Source organism: Faecalibacterium sp. AM43-5AT, from assembly GCF_003603345.1.
Classification (GTDB): Bacteria; Bacillota; Clostridia; order Oscillospirales; family Ruminococcaceae; genus Faecalibacterium; species Faecalibacterium taiwanense.
Genome location: NZ_QVGZ01000019.1, coordinates 1 through 17,818, shown reverse-complemented (window position 1 = coordinate 17,818; position 17,818 = coordinate 1). Strand labels below are relative to the sequence as shown.

Here is a 17,818-nt window from a genome sequence, read left to right as displayed (position 1 = left end):
ATAATTGTATGGGCGAACTCTGTTCCAGTCGATGGTCAGCCCTTGGATAAACAAATCGTTCATACAGCACTCCATACTATATAATGTAAGAAACACTTAGCTCCGCTCAAACCCAAGATAGCGGGTGCCCTGAAAACTCAGCTTTCCGATGTCGCCCTGCACGAGCAGACCATAATCGCTTCCGTCCACTTCAAATTCCATCCGGTCGCCGCTCTCCACCTGAAAAGTCACATAGTACGATGTAAATGTGCTAGTGTCGTATCCGTGCGCACCGGACATATCTCCGGCATTGGCACTGCTGGAATGCGAAACATCGGTGCGCTTTGCTACCACTGTTGCCGGAACGGTAAGCCGCGGCGAGTGGTTGTTTTTGTTCCATGTGCGGAGATTTGAAATTAGAGCAAAGAAAAACATTCCAATAAAAAGCAGGAACAGGATTGGGAAAATGAAGCTGAATATAGCGTCAAACCATCCAAAAAACATTTTACTCCTCCAAAATTTCTTCCAGCAGGTCCTTTACATCGTCCAGAAAAGATTCTTCTCCAAGGGTGTTCACCTTGAAGAACACCGCCTGACTGCCGCCTGCGGTGATGGCAGACAGGCGGATCGGACTGTCTCCATTCTGGAACAGGGTCAGCGTCAGGCTCAGGCGGTTGCCGCCTATCATGCTGTACCGCTCAAACACACGGACACTGCACCGGGCATCGCCTTCTTTGAAGTCACTGCCTGCTTCCAGATCGGCCGACCAGCTGCTGTCCGGGATCTCCTGTTCCAGCTTCCGAAGCAGCTTGTCAAAGTTTTTGTTTCGGATGGTCTTTTCAAAGATTGCCATAATGGTTCCTCCGTTCTGACAATTAAAAATCGGTCCCTTATTTTTGATACGAGCAGAGCCACAGGAAAATTGCGGAGAAATCGCTTGAAGAGAGGAATTTTGTCTAATTTGATTATAGCATATCTTTTGGAAGAACAAAATACTTTATGTACGCCGCCCGCAGGCGGCAATAATCAGTCCTGGGGAAATTCTAACTCGCCAAACTCTGCATCGGTCAGCAGTTTCAGCTTTTCGATAACGCCCTCCGACAGTTCCCGTAGAGCGGTCTCGTCCGGCATCAGATAGCATTGCATGAGCCGCAATTCGTAGATAAGCCCCAGCCGGGTGCCGGTGTTGTAGAGCATCATCAGCATCAGTTCCTCATGGTTAAAGTTCATGTTCATCCCTCGCTTTCCGGCAGACGGTAGGATTGCACTCCGGGGCATCGCACTTTTCCTTGAGATTCATCAGTACCGAAGGGCGTTCCGGCTGCTTGTCCAGAAACCCCTGTAAATCTTTGAAGCCGATGCTGTCCACATAATGCACAGATATCTCGCCATTGCGTTTGAGTGCGATCACATCGCTGACCGACAGACTGTGCCCCTCAAAATCCTGCGGACGGGAGAGGTTGAACATCTGAAATAGTTCTTCCAAAATCTCGTTGTTCGGCACATCCTGCCACATGACGGGCAAATCAGCATAGTAGGTGACCTCATAATGCTCCGGGTCTGGCATTTTGCCCCGACGATGCAGTTCCCGCATGGAAGCAAATCTTTCATCGAGGATTTTTTCGTCATGCCGCAGCTGCATCACCATATAAACATCGCACCCTGCGTTCAGAAACTTCTGCGGGATGTCTGTCATGGGTTCACCGTCAAAATTCTGGTTCCATTTTTGCTGCATCGTCCACCTCACAGTTCCGGTGCAGAATGTGCAGAGGATTTTGGCGCAGACGTATCACTTGCCAGTTCTGCCAGCTTTTCCAGTGTGGAAGGGCGATGGTCTGCACTCAGTTCCTCGGCTTCCGCAACTTTATCCATGACTGCATCGTAGTCCTGCAGTAGCCGCCGGCCCTTTTCCATGTGGTGTGCTTCCAGAATCTGCTCACGGGCTTCCTGAATGGTCAGTTCCGGGGCATTCAGCTGCCCGCCGTCCATCACAGAATAATCGCTGTGGTAAATGGTGTAGTCCCATCCATCCTCATAGGACTGGATGGCAAGGTAGCCTTTGCCGCCCAGTTCCCATGCAGCCTGCTCGTCCTGTGTTTGAATCTCCGGGTAGAAGTCTGCATGGTTTCGTTCCATGACCTCGGCAAACTGGCAGATGTGGAACACATTGCCCAGACCGCCCATGTCAAAGTGATAATCATCCAGATGTTCCAGCCGTGCCGTAAAGCTGCGCCCATCCGGGTAATCCACCTGTACAACTCCGCCATCGGGAATGCGGTAGATGTCGTCATAGTGGCTGTTGATGAGACGAATATCCTTCGGCAGCGTTTCCGGCTCCCAGATGCGCCGCCTGCCGATGCCCGCCTGCGGGATGTTTTCGAGGATCTTTACGCTTTCCTGTTGGATGGCCTTACGGTCATCGTCCGAAAGTTCAAACAGATACCAGTTCCGGGCGGCAGGGATGGTGTTTTGTCCATCGGGCGGCAGATTCTTTTCCGAGATCTGCCCACTTTCCAGCGGCTCGCCAGTTACCTTGTTATAAGTGGCAAAGCCGACCCCTGCACTGTTTTCCCGGAGATGCAGATAGCGTTCATCGTTGATAAGGTAGACCGCTTCTTTTATCTGCTCCATCAGCACCCACCCTCAAATTCCAGCGAAAACTTGCTGCGGCCATCGGCTTCACAGGACAGCAGCACGGTGGCGTTGTAGGGCTTGCCCTTGGCACTGCGGCAGTCCTTCAGGCGAACCCGTCCATCCCGCAGCAGCTTGTCTGCCACATGAGCGTCCAGCCGCTTGCCCAGACGCTTAAAGAACGCATTGTCCTTCCACAGCACGAAACGGCACTCCCGGTTCTCACAGAACCAGCCCTTTTCACGCTCCACAACATTTGCACCACAGTTCGGGTAGACACCAATGATTTTGTTTTTCATAAGCGCATTCACTCCTTTTTTCATTTCAGTGTTCTTTACCAGTTCGGTAATCATCGTATTGATCTCGGTCATAAATTCGCTCGGCTCCATTTCGCCACGTTCGATTTGCAGTAGTTTTGTTTCCCAATCGGCGGTCATTTCCGGGGATTGGATCTCTTCGGGCATCACCGTAATCAGGGCTTTGCCCTTGTCGGTGGGCAGAAGCACCTTGGTTTTCTTGCTGCCTTTGCGTTCCAGAAAACCCTTCTGCACCAGCTTTTCGATGGTAGCAGCTCTGGTTGCCGGGGTGCCAATGCCCTGACGTTCCACGCCCTCCGGCATACTGTCCGCACTGGCGGTTTCCATAGCGTGCAGCAGGGTGTCCTCTGATTAGAGTTGTCAAGGTGGGAAGTGGATTTTAACCACATTTCTTTTTCAGGTCGGTAATGATAAGCCGCTTCACCTTGCTTTCAGCGGTTTCTGTGCTGTCGTGATTAAAAAACACGCTCACCAGATAGGTGGTACGGCCATCCTTCGTCTTAAAAGACCCGTCAGGGGTGAGGTTCTTGTTTTCGGGCACTTTCACATTCTCCATTCAATTCCTCCTTAAATCGTCATTTTCCCAATTTGGCTGGCAGACTGGCAACTGTGGGTGTACCATGATTTTCTTGCCAGCCAAATTTTTCTGCCAGTCAAATGGCTCATTCCATCCAAAAGACCTTTTTGCGGCCTTCCACGATCTTGCTTTTCAGGGCATCGCCCAGTTCCCGCTTGGCATCTCGGACAGTTCTGCCGGGAATGCCCCTTTCCAGAGCCGCCTTGTCGATGTCCTCACTGAGCACCTGCTTTCCTCCGGCAAGCAGGGCACAGATCAGGTCTTTGGCTTGCTGGGTCTTGGTTTCCCGCTGCGGCTCGATGCCGGACAGCATCTCGTCTGCGGTAATGTCGTACTCGCCGACCCAGCGGAAGCCGCCCTCGTCCCCCAGAGAGAACGCCAGTGACGCTCCCGGTGGGGCAAGGGAGCTTTTCTCATGGGTGAGGATGCGCATGGTGGGGTCGTGCTTCAGCTTGCCGATGAACATGACGCTGCGCACGGCGGCGGCAATGTCGATGGAGCCGAGACCTCGCTGTAAGCTCTGCATTCCGGCGGCTTTGTTCAGATGCCCAATCAGCAAAATAGCGCAGCCTGTTCGCTGCGCTACCTGTCCCAGCCGCATGAAGATGGGGCGTACTTCGTTTGCCCGGTTCATGTCCACATCGGAACCGAGATACGCCTGGATCGGGTCGATGATGACCAGTCGGGCGTTGTTCTCGACAATGGCTTTTTCAATTCGTTCATCGGAGAGTGTCAGCTGCACCTCGCTGTCGTCAATGACCAGCACCCGGTCAAGGTCTGCGCCGGCTTCGATCAGGCGGGGCTTGACCGTATCGCCCAGACCGTCCTCTGCGGTCTGGTAGATCACGTTGAAGGGCTCCATGCGCTCCATGTTAGGCAGCAGTTTTCCGTTGGTGCAGGCAGCGGCAAGGTGCATGGCAAAATAAGTCTTGCCCTCGCCCGGATTGCCTTGCAGAACACTGAGCTTTCCAAAGGGCAGATACGGCTTCCAAAGCCATTCCACCGGGGTCAACTCCACGTCGCTCATGCGGATGATCTTCACGGAATCTTTCTTCGGGGGCTCTTTCAGCACGATGCTTTTGAAATAATTGCGGTTCGGGATCTCTGCCCGGTGCACCAGAGCATCGTTCCAATCCTTCATGCAGGGCTGGATGCGGGTCACGCTTACAGTGTCCGGCAACAGTCCCGCCAGCCGCTTGCAGGCATCCTCTCCGGCTTTGTCGGCATCCAGACAAAAGAACACCCGCTCCACATCCGGGCGTTCCGATAGAAATTGCCGCAGCGCCTTGCCCGACACCCCGCCCAGCGAAAGATAATTGTGCTGCTGCCAGTTTTTCGGAAACAGTTCGATGAAGGACAGCAGGTCGATGGGGGCTTCAAAGACCAGCAACTGCTTGTCGGTGCCACGATGGGCAAAGCCAAACGCCTTTTCTGCGCCGGCTACGTCCTGCCGAAACTTCTCCCGAATCCCACGGTTGCTTGCGTAGCGAGGATGCCCATCGGCATCCCGCCCTACAAAGACCACGTTGTGGTGGGCTGCGTCCTCGTAAATATCTCCGGCAGCGATAAAGAAGTTCACCAGCGAGGGGCTGAGTTTTCGCTCCCGTGTCAGATAGTTCAGGATGTTGGCGTTGGTGACGTTCCGCAGCGGCAGACGAAACGCCAGAGAGGGGGCGGGGTCAGCCTCCGGCTGGACTTCGCCCGTCTCTCCGGTCAGCATCTGCACCGCTTCGGGGAAGGACTTGCCGTAAAATTCCATCACGAAGTCCACCGGAAAGCCGCCCTTGCTCTGGCTGTGCCGGAACCATTTGTTGCCGCAGACGGTCAGGCTATCGTGGGCTTTCCAGCGGTATTCTTTTCCGCTGCGCACCAGCGTTTCGCCCTGTGCCCGGAGAAATTTTTCCAGATTCACCGCATTGGCTTTGTCGATCTGGGCTTGGGTGTAGGTCATGTTGCTCCCTCCTTAAAGCTCCTGTGTGTGATTCTTCTGCTCAGCTTTCTTCTGGAATTGCGCTGCCTTGGCTTCTTCCAGCTTTTTCAGCACCGATTCCTTCTCCGGGGTCTTGCCGCCCGGTGCGGAAAGCTGCTGCTTATTCAGCACCATGTCGATATACTTGCGGATGTTTTTCAGTGCGGAGATGTCTGGCTGCAAGGTTTCCAGTTGGGTGCGCAGCTCTGCGCTGCCGGATTGCAGCGCAGAAAATTCGGCATCCAATGCCGAAAAATTCACCGCTGTGCTACCGTTCAGCTTCATCAAGGTGCGGACGGCTTTGTTGAATGCGTCCAGCTCGTCCTTGTGCTGGGCGGCGTAAGCGTCCTTGGTCAGATTAAAGTTTTTCTTAATAAAGGTGTCGTGGACGGGTTTCAACTTGGCATGGACGGCAGCGGCGTCCTTGATCTGAGCGATTGCCCGCATACGGTTCTCATTCAGCTTTAGCTGCTTACGCAGCGGGGCAGCGGTCTGGCTCAGGTCTTTGATTGCGGCGTTTAAGTCCTCGACTGTGTTCAGCGAATGGGCTTTCAGATAGTCCACAGCCCGTTTGACTTCCTCAAAGTCCCGAACAGTGCATTTCAGTTTTGCCTTGCCAGACCAATCGCTGCGCTGCTCATTGCGGAGATTGAAGTAGTCCACCAGCAGGTCGGACAGCGTGGGTTCTTTCGCCTTTTCCAGAGCGTCCAGAAGAAGCTGCTTCTTTTCAGTCAGGTCTGCGATCCAGCGTTGCAGCCCACGAATTGCGCTGCGGATGGACTGCATCAGGCTGTTGGCCGCACGAATATCCCGGTTCAGGTTGCCGAGAAAGGTTTCCACCCCACGCTTTTCCATTTGGTGTGCGGCAGGGCCGAGATGCACGGTCGGTATCTGCTGGATGCCCTGCCGCTCAAAGGAGCGCAGGTCAACACGTTCCGGGCGGCCAGCCGCTTCCAGATAGCGGTTGGTGATGGTTTCCCAGCTATGCCGCCAGATCTCGGCGTACTTCTGGTCGTTCCAGTCCACCGTGTTTTCCTTGTGACACTTCCAGTTGCCGGAGGGAAGCAGGATACGTTCGCCGTTTTCGTCGAGGTCGTAGACCTTTCGGGCTTTCGGGAGCCACTTGCCGTGTTCATCCATTGCCCGGAGCGTCAGCAGAATGTGGGCGTGTGGGTTCCCATCGCCCTTGTCGTGGATGGCAAAGTCAGCAATCATCCCTTTGGAAACAAACTGCTCCTGACAGAATTCCTGTATCATGGAGAGATACTGTTCTTTCGGCACCTCCACCGGAAACGCCAGCACGATGCGTCGGGCAAGCTGGGAGTTCCACTGGTTTTCCACGGCTTCCACGGCATTCCAGAGGGTTGCCCGGTCTGCAAATCCGGGTGGTGCATGGGACGGCAGCATGACTTCGGCGTGGACAAGTTCTTTCTTCTTGTTGTAGAATTTCGTTTTCTGGTCGTACTCGCTGAACAGCCGTTCGCCGCTCTGGTAAGCGGCCCCGGCAACAGCGGAGTGCCCTTGGCTGCGCTTGACGATGGTGATTTTGAAATGCGGACACGGAATAGGCATCACCCCCAAACAAAAAGACCGCCCAGCAAGATTGCTCTTGTGAACGGTCTGGAATCGTATTCGGTTGTACTCGCCGCCTTGGAGCGGAGTGCTGTGCGCTTCGGTCTCAGGCGGGAGCCGCAAAAGGATAGCTGCAAAGCAGCGCAAGGAAAATGCAGTTTTCCTTGGGATGGAATCGGGCTGGCGCACAAACGCCAGCTTCGATTTCATCGAGCCGTCTGCAAGACCGCAATTTCACCGGAACGGTGTATAATTGCGCCCTTTATTCTAAAGGGTTTTGAACGTTGCTACGTTCGTGAACATCATGCACCATCTTTGCAAGCGCCAGCACGACTTCAGGCTGACGGAACGAGATCTTCAAAAGTTCCATCACCTGATCGTCGGTCAGTTCTCCCGGACAGACCAGAAAACTTTCCAGCATTCCGGCACGGGTGCAAAGACGATGCACACGCTCTCTCCGGTTCAGCTCCGACATCTGGCGTTCAAGGATTTTCTCCCGGTGCTGACAAGCGCGCAGCTTCTGCTCTGCTTTGGCTTTTTCGCTGCGGAGATAGGCAAGGTCGGTTTTGGGTTGGGTCAATGGCATCACGCTCCTTTCAAATAGATAACAAAAGGCAGAGAAGTCTATCTGATAACTTCTCTGCCTATGTAAATTATTCGCTTTGCTTGTTTGAAAGCATTGTAATCAAACCGGTTATGCGTGTATATAATTCGTCAAATGTAACAACTGTAACATTGTTCAAACTGTTTCTAAAACGCTCGAAAGCAGCAACTTCATCAACTTCCATTGCTGAAATTCTCCCAATTATTACCACACATTTGGGATTGAATACTTCAAATCGGGGAGAACTTTTACTTTGGAGGCTGTAAAATTCCTTTGTCAAAGAATCCTTGTAGTTCAAAACTTGATTGATAGCACCACTCATTTCAGAACTAAAACTATATGTGGCACGATAGCTATTGCCAATAATGGGAGTACAGGGTGTTTTGATTTCTATGAGAGCAATATTTTGTGAAAGTTCATTTTGATAGATAAAATCACATACGTTGCCATCTCTGTTACTCATGGACTTTCCGCCGACATACGCCTTATCTTCATAAATTGTGCAAGGGGTTGAAAAAATCTGAGCTAAAACCCATTGATTCTCCTTGAATACGGTACTTTGCCAAAACTCTTCTGAACAGTTGTCCATGTTGCTCTCCATAAGTTGAGCAACTCTTTTCAACTTTTCAATGTTCAATGTGTCTGACAGACAGTCAAGGCTTGAATTTTCTAGACTTTCAAGACTTTGTTGTAATGATTCACGAGATTCTGATTGTGTTATTAAACGAAGGAGTTGCTTTAGCAGTTCTTGGTTTTCAGAAGCTACAAGCATTCGGGCAGCAGTAGGGTCATTTTGCACAAAGTCAAGAAATTGTTTGAAACCACTATCTAACCGAGCGTATGTAGCAGTTCCATAAGGAATGCCATCCATGCAACCGTATAAATCATATAGCGATTTAAGGCCGATATATAACTCGTAGGTTTCCGAAGCACTTAGGCTTATTTCCATCCAATCGCCGACTTTAACTGAACCACGCGAAACTTTTAAACTTTTGTAACTGACATCACTTGGAAAACAAGGGGCATTCTTGGGCTTCTTTTCAAATAGAATTTTTCCACTAACGGATTTACACGGCTCCTTTTGATTATCTGCAAGTGTCGGTAGAAATTGCAGCCTCAATAAGTCGGTTTCATTTAGCAGCAGTGGTGATGTGGTTGCTGATGTCGCCGATGTAGACTGAACATTGATATAACAATCGGCCATACTCTAATAACCTCGTAATGTCTACATTATTTTTGGGGAGGAAATGAAGGTTGTCTTAATTCGATTTGCTGAATTTTTTGTTCAAGGATGGCGTCTTCTATTGTCTGAACACATTCTTCTGGATTTTGTATGATGTCCTTTCCCCAGAATCTGATAACTGTCCAGCCGAGGGAGTGCAGTTGTTTAGTGATTTCCGTATCTCGGTCTATATTTCGCTGTATTTTCTTTAACCAATAGACACTGTTAATACTGCTTTTTAGGTGCTCTTTCAAGTGACCCCAGTCTTTTCCGTGAAAAAACTCACTGTCACAAAATATTGCAATTCGATATTTTGAAATCACAATATCAGGCTTTCCCGGAAGTAAAGCATAATTTTTTCGATACCGAATGCCTTTTTTCCAAAGGTGTTTTCTAAGAAGCACTTCGATTTTTGTATCAGTTGCCTTAATGTGCGACATCGCGCGGTGTCGCTGCTCTTTTGTCAAGTCATCCATAACAGTCATTTATGGCAACAGAAATGTTTGATACATTGTGCCAACTGCTCAATCTCTGATGTATCTGAACGGCAGTATAGATTCATCAGGTGTTTAACGTCTACCAAAATACCCAAAATATGTTCGTATGTTTTCTGATTGTGCTTCCAATCGCTTATTGCCTCACCGATGCAAATATAATTGTCTGCATTCTCCCAAAGTGAACTCTTTGAGTTATAGGGCATCAAAAAGGCATTATACACATAAAAATCTGCCCCAAAGTTTTTCTTAAATTTTTCTTGTTCAGCTATAAATTCGCCGTATGTAATCTGCTTATTGATTGAGGTGGATTCTGGCAAATCGGACAATTTTCCAGTTGCACCATACTTATAATATTTAGCGTCCAGCACATATACATTTCCTTGATAGAGCATAATGCTATCAGGCTCAAGGCTTGCATTAGAATATGCCCCATTAAATGTATGCCATCTGGTTTTTGGAAAAAACGTACTTTTCTCTGCGATTCCGTAGGTTCGGTCAATCATTTTTTCCCAAACATACTCAAAACGATTTGTCCCAAATTTGAAGTCGTTCTGATTGGACGCATTGCCAGCACAGCTGATAATTGCAATCATGCTTTCAAAAAGCTGCTTGTTGAGATCATTAAATGTCTGCTGACATTTGGATTTTAAGATTTGAACGAATAGGTTTTGATTAAATTGAATGGCAGGCTTTGGGGGCATAAATGAAGTAAAAAGCCAGCCGATTTTGCGGAAACTCTCATAAACGCAATATTTATGTATTTCCGTAATATAGCCTGCATCTTTCAAAGATGTCTGCCGTGTTACATAGTTTAAGTAGACAATATTGTTTCCTTGAATGTAAGGAGATTGGGTTTTGATTGTCCTTTTCCAGTCGATTTTTCCGCGAGGTGAAACGGAATAATAGCTTTCTCTTTCCTGATAATAGCCACGACTGAAGAAGTCTGAAATAATAAATAGATATTCTTGCAGTGGGAAAGATGAATATTCCGCTTTTTCATCGCTGAAATTTACAGTGTTATTCTGCGCAGAAGATGCAAGTGCCAATGTCCGCATCAAAAGCAGAATATCTTTTCGTATACCGGAATCGTTATCTGACAATTGATATCCTAATGGAAAATTCACTGTAAGTTCTTCGTTTCTGCAATCAAGACCAACAAATGTATCAGACTCACGATTGGTGTTTATATGGCAGTGGCTTTTAATTACATATTCAGACACGGCACACCTCACATGTTGAAAATTATGCCAAATTGTTCATTCTGTTCAGCATTTCAGTATATACCGATTGATTTATAATTTGGCTCAATGGGTCCTTGTCGCTTTTAGAACGATACATAGCAGTGACTGCATCAAAAGAATTACATTCGGCAGCAAAAAGGCTATCTCGATTCATCTTGAAAGCATCATCCCACAAGTACTTAAGAACCTTTTCAGGAAAGCGTTCTGTTGAAAGCTCCTGCTTTGTAATAAAATATGCTCCAAGTCTTTTATCTTCTGAACTTAGAACTCCATCACTTACTTTAAGAATTTCTTCGTTTATAACAGTTGCGAACACTCCCCAGCTAATTAAGGAGCCTTCGATTTTATCGTTGGCGTGCTTTGTAGACATTACGTCGTTTTCAATGTGCTTCATCATCCAACGACGCTGAAATGCAGTATCAAGGGTGAATACATTTTGGTCTGCGGTATTCATTGTTGCAATAATCCAGAGATTAGATGGAATAAACACTATTGCATCCGGGTTTCCGGATACTTCATTTGCAACATCTGAATTTGATATGCCATATTCGCTTTCACCATAACAGTCAGGATATGCCTCGGTGTCAGCTTTACGATCTAATAGCTGAAAAATTTCACCGAAGATTGCAGGGGCATTTCCTCGATTTAGTTCTTCGACTACAAGATAATAATAATTTTGTGGGTCTTGCCATGCTTTCTTCAAAATTTTTGTAAAGGGACCCGGCGAATACAAATATCTAAGCACCCCATCTTCAACTTTGGGAAGAATTTGCCCTACAAAATCCGAGTATGAATAATCCGGATGGAATACTACTCGTTCCATTTTTGAGGCATCAGTACAAAAATGGGATTTAATATAGTGGCTTTTTCCTGCACCGGGAACACCGTATAACAGGATGTTTTCTGCACCCGTCTTTCGAGAAATTTGCTGTTGGGCAGCTTCAGGATTTCCGTTAGTACGCTTTGTGCTAAAGTTAAACAAGTGGGCGAAACGGCTGTCAATACTACAAAGGCTTTCTTTAAGATTGGTCTCTGTGATATTTAACGCACAAAGAAAAGCTTCTGTGCTACACCGCTCACTGTCAGGTGTAAACATACGGACGGTCTGGTTGGAGTGATCGTCAATTCCAATGATCGGGAGTGCCGAACACCAGTAATATTCTGCCGGAGCATCTTTGAGAACATCTAACCGACTGACCGCGTTCTGAAAAATATACTTAATGGAGACCAAAATGGTTGATTCATCATTGTATTTTTCGGCTCGAACAACACTCGACACAGCACCTATCGATTTGAAGCCTTGTTTCCATTCGGTTTGAATTCCTTTGCTATTGTCTGAACCCAACCAAATAAACACATAGGTTCCAGAATTGAGATCGGGCGGAACCTGTGTGCATTTTACACTGATGCTAAAATCAGTAGCAACAATTCCCGGTGAACTCTTGTCCATTCGCTTAATTTCGTCTACGCTGGTTTTTCCAAGTCTAAGTGTTGCAAACCGCATATCTTCCATACTGTAAGCCCCTTATCAGTTATCTTTTTTTGCCTTTTCCTTTTCCAAAGCAATACGCAACGGTGCAAATAATTGACGTCCCTGATTATCCACTCGTCTTAAGATGCCTTCTGCTGCGTTGGGAGTTAGATAGTATTTTCGATTAACATGTTTCTTTTCAACAATATCCAACAGTGATGAAGGAATCTTTTCTGCGGGGGAAGGAGGAACATTGCCTCCAACATAGGAACCTTCCCATGCAATGCCGGCTCGCGGCCATTTATAAGTGGTTTCAGAATTTGAAAAATCTATATCAGCAAGATTTCCACTATACCATTTTGACTTCTTGAATTCAGGAACATACTGGAGAACATCTTTCTGTTCCATGGTATCAGTTTTAGAACTCAACTGTTTGGAAATGCGCTTTGCAATCCATTCGACCACAGGAACGGAAACTGCATTTCCGATTGCAGTATATCGAAGAGTATCGGTATTATCATCATCAACATCGTATTTGCTTGGAAGCGTCCAATAATCCGGGAATCCCTGCAATCTTTCGTATTCCAACGGTGTCATTCGGCGAACGCCATCATCACATACAATATATGTGCGGCTCCAGTCGGTTCCGGTATGTCTACCAGAAGTGGCAGCCAAACAATAAGCAACTTTTGGAACTTTGGGGTATTCATTTGGCTTTGAGGCCTCTGTCACAAAATCTTTTCGGGCATTGCTAGTGGAATGCGCTCCTACTGAATCGAACATAACATGAGTGGCCCTAGCTAAGTCCTTTTGCCAACAGCAAAGGTAAACTCGTGATCTGGATTGGGGAACGCCAAAGTATCGGCTGTTTACCAATCTCCATGCAACAGCATAGCCAAGCTGGGTCATGCGTTGAAGAATAACGCCAAAGTCGCGGCCACCATTAGAATTGAATAAACCTTCGACATTTTCAATCACGACCACTTTTGGACGTTTTTTTTCAATCAGTTCAGCATACCTAAAAAACAAACCGGATCGAGTTCCATCCAAACCAAGACGTTGTGATGCGCCTCGTGCAACAGAAACATCTTGGCAGGGAAAGCCCCCACACCAAACATCAGCAACTGGGATGGATGATTCGTCAATAGCGCAGATGTCCGTTCCTTTTTTTACATTAGGCCAGTGAAAGGAAAGGACTTCATTGCAGAATGGATTTATTTCACAAAGGTACTCGGTTTGAAATCCTTGATTTTCAAATCCCAAATCAAAGCCGCCGATACCGGCGAAAAAAGAGTTTACCTTATATTTTGCTTTTGTCATTTTGGCAGTCTCCTTTAATGTATTTACCGCTTTTGATTCTTGCGTCAATCGGTTTGTCAACATTACAAGGAATTGCCCACTGACGACCAAATTTGACAGCACCGCACAAACGTCCACTCGAACAAAGAACCTGTATTCGCCTTGCTGAAATGTTCCACTTGTCGGATGCTTCCTGAATGGTCATATACTCCATGCTTGCACCCCTTAATAAATCAACATACATATTCATTATATACTGCCGGACGAACAATGTCAATTTATAGAGAGTACTTTGGTAGACATACTAAAGAGCGGAAAGCGTAATGCCTTCCGCTCTTTAGTATGTCTACCCGAAATTGTTGTGAATTATTACAAAACTATCAATTCCCGGTAGAACCGTAAAGTTCTTTCCCGCTTTCCAAAGTGTATGGAATTGTCCATAATCATCTATTTTTTGAATCTTTCCTATATCATTGGCTGCGGGTGCACCACAATCTCGTATTTCAAGAGATTGAATATACATCCCAATTAGCATAGTTCGATCACTGGACAGTAAATTAAGAGGAACCATTTTTTCTGAAGAAGTCGAAGTCAATACACATTTGACCTGTACATATTCGCTCTTTTGACATTGCTCGCAAAAAGTGTGAATAGCGGCTTCTGGTAGCTGATAGCTTGCAGAGAATGATAAAATGTTGGTTTTGGAATAGCATAATACTCTATACGGATAAACCACAGAGCGCATCTCCCTTCATTTGAATAGCTGCTGCCAAATAATTTCTTCGGCGCGATTGCGGATGTTGTTCATCCGCTGCACCCATTCCATCTGATTGGCAGCTTTCAGGGCTTCGGTCACACCCTCGGCTTCCTGCATCTGCTGGACGATCAAAGCAAGCTGTTCTTCGGCCTGTTCGTCCAGCTTGGCAAGATAGCTGCCCAATTCACCGGACAAAACAAGCTGATTGTACCGGATGGGGTGCTGTTCTTTCAGATAGTTCTTATGTAAGCGGCCCCACCGCCCGATGGGGTGCTGCTTTGCCGGGGTTGCTGCGGTCAGATTCGGCAGATAGTAGTCGTTGACAAGGGTATAGTCAAGTCCATTGGTGGTGTCGCGGATGGATTCTTTCATAACCATTCTCCTTTCATTTCTGCCGAGATATTCTTCGGTTCAAGAAGTCCTGCTTCTTTCATTTCTTTGATGCGTTTTCTGTATTCGGTCATATACTTTCGGCTTGCAGCACGACTCTTTTCACGCTTTTCATCTGCAATCTTTTTTTCGACAAGTTCTTCTTCTGATAGTATAACCGGTTCTTCCGGAACACTGAATTTTCCGATATAATTCAAATATACTTCGACCTCTACTGTCCGAGTGCCACTCAATTCAATGGGACGATGCACAACGATTTTGGAAATGAACTCGTTGATCATTGAGGGTGTTAATTCTGAAAAGTCAGTATATTTGTGTGCCAGTTTTATAAAATGTTCTGTATTTTGCGATTGGCTTTCTGCTTGCTCTAGTTGCTTGTGGCACTCATCTTCTTCTTTTTCAAGGCTAGCCTTTTCTTTTTCATAGCTTTCCAAAAGACTTTCCAACATTTTATCTGACAGTCTGCCTGCGATATTGTCCTCATATATTTTACGAATTAACGCACTTACTTCTTTTGCTCGACGTTCAGCCTTAGAAATTCTGCTCTTGAGTTCTTCTAAACGGGTGCGACTTTGTGATTCCGAGATTTGATTATAAAGATTCAAAAATTCTTCTTGATTGTTATTAACGTAGGCGCAAGTTCTGCGGATACACTCAAGAGCAATTTTTCTGAGGGCGGAAGTTCGGATAGCGTGGCACGAGCAAACTTTCTGATATTTTTGACGACCGAGAGCATTTTGGGAACAAGAATAACAATCTTCTGGTTTGCTAAAGCTCTCTCTCCGTTCACCTTTGGGCGTGTAGTAAACTCGTATTCTTCCGTTCTTCCGACGATGATTGTACATTACAGAACCGCATTCTCCACAAATGACTTTTCCGGTAAGGGGATTCGCTTCGCCTAGAGAGTCTGCACGCCTAACATTCTTGCGTAGTCCCTGAACGATATTCCACGTCTCTTTGTCGATAATCGGTTCTTGTGTTCCTTCAAAAATCACCCAATCTGCTTTATCAGCCTTTTGGGACTTTTTCTCCTTGTACGATTTTTTGTAGGTGCGAAAATTTACAGTGCAGCCAGTGTACTCAAGACGATCAAGTATCGAGGCAACTGTGTTTCCTCGCCACATATAGGGATTGTTATAATCACAATCTGATTGATGATTCCCTATTCCTTTCTTGGCGAGATAGTACGAGGGACGCTCGACCTTGCTTTCTGCAAGGCATCTTGCAATTTCATAGGGACCTTTGCCGTCTATGCTCATTTGAAAAATCCTTCGGACAATCGCAGCCGCTTCTTCATCCACAACCCAATGATCTGGGTTTTCTGGGTCTTTGACATAACCATAGCAGGGTGAATTGCTGGTGTGTGCCTTTCCGGACATACCTCTTGATTTTAGAACAGCCTTAATTTTCTTGCTGGTATCACGGACATACCACTCGTTCATAATATTCAGGAACGGTGCAAATTCGTTGCTCTGCTGATCGTTACTGTCGATGCTGTTACCAACGGCAATAAAACGAACTTCTTTTTCTCGAAAGAGAATATCTGTAAAGAAGCCGACTTGAAGATGGTCACGCCCAACCCGGCTAAGGTCTTTGACAATAACAGTCGTTATCTTTCCGTCCTTTACGCCGGAAACAAGTTCATTCCATGCCGGACGGTCAAAGGACGCTCCAGACCAACCATCATCTGTGTAGTGGTGCAGATTGATAAACCCATGCTCTTTTGCATAGGTTTCAAGCATCTGCTTCTGATGAACAATGCTATTGCTGTCACCGTCTCCGTCATCATCGCGAGAAAGCCGCTCATATAACGCTGTTATGCCGATTTCCTTGACTTTTTTCTTTTTCATGGGTCGTTTCTCACCTCCAGTTCTGTATATCAACTACCCACAGTGATAACATATCACATCGGTAAAATGCTTTGGAGCTGAGGTCTGCCCCTCTTTCAGTTCGGCCCCGGTAATGCCGCATTCGCTCTGCTCCGGCACATCCGGCAGGACAGCAGGCTCCTTTTTCTTGCCCAGCAGATCACCCAGCATTTTACGCTCGATGCCTTTCCAGCCATCCGACAGCACCACTTTGCCCTTGGCGGTAAATTCCTCGCCAGCGCAGAGGGTGGTCATGGTGGTTTCGGCATAGCGGTGAGCTTCGCCCACAGCACAGAGCAGCCGTGCAACGACCAGCCGCAGGATTCTCCGTTCCCCAGCGGGCAGTGCAGACAAATCGGCTTTTGCCACGCTTGCCGTAGGCAGCAGTGCATGGTGGTCTGTGACCTTACTGCTGTCGATGACCTGCTGCGCATGAACAGGAACATCTTCGTGAAAATCAAATGCTCCTGCGGCAGTCGCCACCAGCTCCGGCAGGGATGCCGCCATATCATCGGTCAGGAAACGACTGTCCGTGCGGGGATAGGTGATGAGTTTTTTCTCGTACAAACTTTGCGCATAGTCCAAGGTCTGCTGTGCGCTGTACCCCAGCAGGCGGTTCGCATCACGCTGGAGGGTCGTCAGGTCGTAGAGCAGCGGTGGCTTCTCGTTTTTCTCTTTGCGCTCGACTTTCTGCACGGTGGTGTGAGCCTCCTTTCTGCAATTTTTAAGCAGCGTCTCGGCATCTGACTTCTGCGAAAATCGCTTGCTGGATGCCGTACCGCCATCCGTAAATGACAAAGCCACCGTGTAAAACTTTTCCGGCACAAAGGCGGCAATCGCCGCTTCGCGCACGACCGTCATCGCCAGTACCGGGGTCATAACACGCCCGACCGCCAAAGGCTGACCGTACAGGCACGAAAAAAGCCGGGAACAGTTAATGCCGACCATCCAGTCGGCACGTTCCCGGCAGAGTGCAGCCTGATACAAGGCATCGTATTCAGTTGACGGTTTCAGAGTTGCAAAGCCCTCCCGGATTGCACTGTCCTCCATGCTGGAAAGCCAGAGTCGTGAAAATGGCTTTTTGCACCCGGCTTGCTGGTAAACAAGCCGGAAAATCAGCTCTCCCTCGCGTCCTGCGTCTGTAGGATAGTTCTCGGAGGTGACTTTTCTGACTTTGTTACTCGATGGCATCCAATGGGCCGATAAAGCGGTAGAAAATCTGGATTTTCTGGACGTATTCGCCATCGACCTTTTCCGCTTTGGATACCAGAATCTTGTCAATCAGCTGATGCAGAATCTTATAGTTCAGTTCGGTGATACCAGCGTACTTGCTGACTTCATCAATAAAATCCTGAATCTTGTCCAGCTGATCGTGTTCAGCACGGCCTTCCCGCTCGTACTGCTCAATCTTCTCGGTCAGTTCA

General features: G+C 47.5%; 20 protein-coding genes and 1 pseudogene. All 21 read right to left on the bottom strand.

All coding sequences use genetic code 11. From position 1 onward, the window contains the following. Positions 1-96 precede the first annotated feature (96 nt). Positions 97-483: a DUF2500 domain-containing protein gene (locus tag DW937_RS14015; protein ID WP_015536783.1), complete on the bottom strand. Its 387-nt coding sequence runs from the start codon at positions 481-483 to the stop codon at positions 97-99. A gap of 1 nt (position 484) precedes the next feature. Continuing rightward, positions 485-832, bottom strand: coding sequence for a DUF6054 family protein (locus DW937_RS14010; protein WP_112122235.1), 348 nt, complete (start codon positions 830-832; stop codon positions 485-487). 173 nt (positions 833-1,005) lie between these two features. Next, positions 1,006-1,209, bottom strand: coding sequence for a transposon-transfer assisting family protein (locus DW937_RS14005; RefSeq protein WP_120121405.1), 204 nt, complete (start codon positions 1,207-1,209; stop codon positions 1,006-1,008). After that, positions 1,199-1,714 (bottom strand): YodL domain-containing protein, encoded by a 516-nt coding sequence (locus DW937_RS14000; protein ID WP_120121399.1) that lies wholly within the window; start codon positions 1,712-1,714, stop codon positions 1,199-1,201. Before DW937_RS14000 ends, DW937_RS14005 begins: the two co-directional genes overlap by 11 nt. An 8-nt stretch (positions 1,715-1,722) precedes the next feature. Beyond that, positions 1,723-2,610 (bottom strand): LPD16 domain-containing protein, encoded by an 888-nt coding sequence (locus tag DW937_RS13995; RefSeq protein WP_120121397.1) that lies wholly within the window; start codon positions 2,608-2,610, stop codon positions 1,723-1,725. Beyond that, complete coding sequence (locus DW937_RS13990; protein ID WP_347561916.1) at positions 2,610-3,266, bottom strand: DNA topoisomerase; 657 nt, start codon at positions 3,264-3,266, stop codon at positions 2,610-2,612. Before DW937_RS13990 ends, DW937_RS13995 begins: the two co-directional genes overlap by 1 nt. Positions 3,267-3,306: 40 nt before the next feature. Then, a complete protein-coding gene (locus DW937_RS13985; RefSeq protein WP_117505380.1) occupies positions 3,307-3,483 on the bottom strand; it encodes a transposon-encoded TnpW family protein in 177 nt (58 codons plus the stop codon). Between the two features lie 106 nt (positions 3,484-3,589). Beyond that, positions 3,590-5,455 carry an AAA family ATPase gene (locus tag DW937_RS13980; RefSeq protein ID WP_120121392.1) on the bottom strand — a complete coding sequence of 622 codons (1,866 nt, stop codon included), beginning with the start codon at positions 5,453-5,455 and terminating at the stop codon, positions 3,590-3,592. 12 nt (positions 5,456-5,467) lie between these two features. Continuing rightward, complete coding sequence (mobQ, locus tag DW937_RS13975) at positions 5,468-7,039, bottom strand: MobQ family relaxase (protein WP_347561915.1); 1,572 nt, start codon at positions 7,037-7,039, stop codon at positions 5,468-5,470. Between the two features lie 268 nt (positions 7,040-7,307). Further along, positions 7,308-7,631 (bottom strand): DUF3847 domain-containing protein, encoded by a 324-nt coding sequence (locus DW937_RS13970; protein WP_112091956.1) that lies wholly within the window; start codon positions 7,629-7,631, stop codon positions 7,308-7,310. Positions 7,632-7,698: 67 nt separating this feature from the next. Beyond that, the gene (locus DW937_RS13965) at positions 7,699-8,853 is read right to left on the bottom strand and encodes a Shedu immune nuclease family protein (RefSeq protein WP_120121388.1); all 1,155 of its coding nucleotides are present in this window, start codon (positions 8,851-8,853) and stop codon (positions 7,699-7,701) included. A 26-nt stretch (positions 8,854-8,879) separates the two neighbouring features. Beyond that, entirely contained in the window at positions 8,880-9,347 is a 468-nt protein-coding gene (locus DW937_RS13960) for a very short patch repair endonuclease (protein ID WP_120121402.1), read from the bottom strand. Between the two features lie 5 nt (positions 9,348-9,352). Continuing rightward, entirely contained in the window at positions 9,353-10,588 is a 1,236-nt protein-coding gene (locus DW937_RS13955; protein ID WP_165852947.1) for an LlaJI family restriction endonuclease, read from the bottom strand. 22 nt (positions 10,589-10,610) lie between these two features. Further along, on the bottom strand, positions 10,611-12,122 hold the full coding sequence (locus DW937_RS13950; RefSeq protein ID WP_120121383.1) for an AAA family ATPase: 1,512 nt from the start codon (positions 12,120-12,122) through the stop codon (positions 10,611-10,613). A 15-nt stretch (positions 12,123-12,137) separates the two neighbouring features. Continuing rightward, on the bottom strand, positions 12,138-13,400 hold the full coding sequence (locus tag DW937_RS13945; protein WP_120121380.1) for a DNA cytosine methyltransferase: 1,263 nt from the start codon (positions 13,398-13,400) through the stop codon (positions 12,138-12,140). Continuing rightward, entirely contained in the window at positions 13,381-13,593 is a 213-nt protein-coding gene (locus DW937_RS13940; protein ID WP_120121378.1) for a helix-turn-helix domain-containing protein, read from the bottom strand. Before DW937_RS13940 ends, DW937_RS13945 begins: the two co-directional genes overlap by 20 nt. Positions 13,594-13,725: 132 nt before the next feature. After that, positions 13,726-14,115: a DUF4314 domain-containing protein gene (locus DW937_RS13935; protein WP_165852946.1), complete on the bottom strand. Its 390-nt coding sequence runs from the start codon at positions 14,113-14,115 to the stop codon at positions 13,726-13,728. A gap of 15 nt (positions 14,116-14,130) precedes the next feature. Continuing rightward, on the bottom strand, positions 14,131-14,508 hold the full coding sequence (locus DW937_RS13930; RefSeq protein ID WP_120121374.1) for a TnpV protein: 378 nt from the start codon (positions 14,506-14,508) through the stop codon (positions 14,131-14,133). Next, entirely contained in the window at positions 14,505-16,376 is a 1,872-nt protein-coding gene (locus tag DW937_RS13925) for a recombinase family protein (protein ID WP_120121371.1), read from the bottom strand. Before DW937_RS13925 ends, DW937_RS13930 begins: the two co-directional genes overlap by 4 nt. A 57-nt stretch (positions 16,377-16,433) precedes the next feature. Continuing rightward, positions 16,434-17,585 (bottom strand): annotated as a pseudogene (locus DW937_RS13920) (DNA topoisomerase); the annotation flags it as partial. Continuing rightward, on the bottom strand, positions 17,572-17,818 hold a 247-nt coding region (locus tag DW937_RS13915), incomplete at its 5' end, for a DUF4368 domain-containing protein (protein WP_120121366.1). The gene DW937_RS13915 and the pseudogene DW937_RS13920, both read right to left, overlap by 14 nt.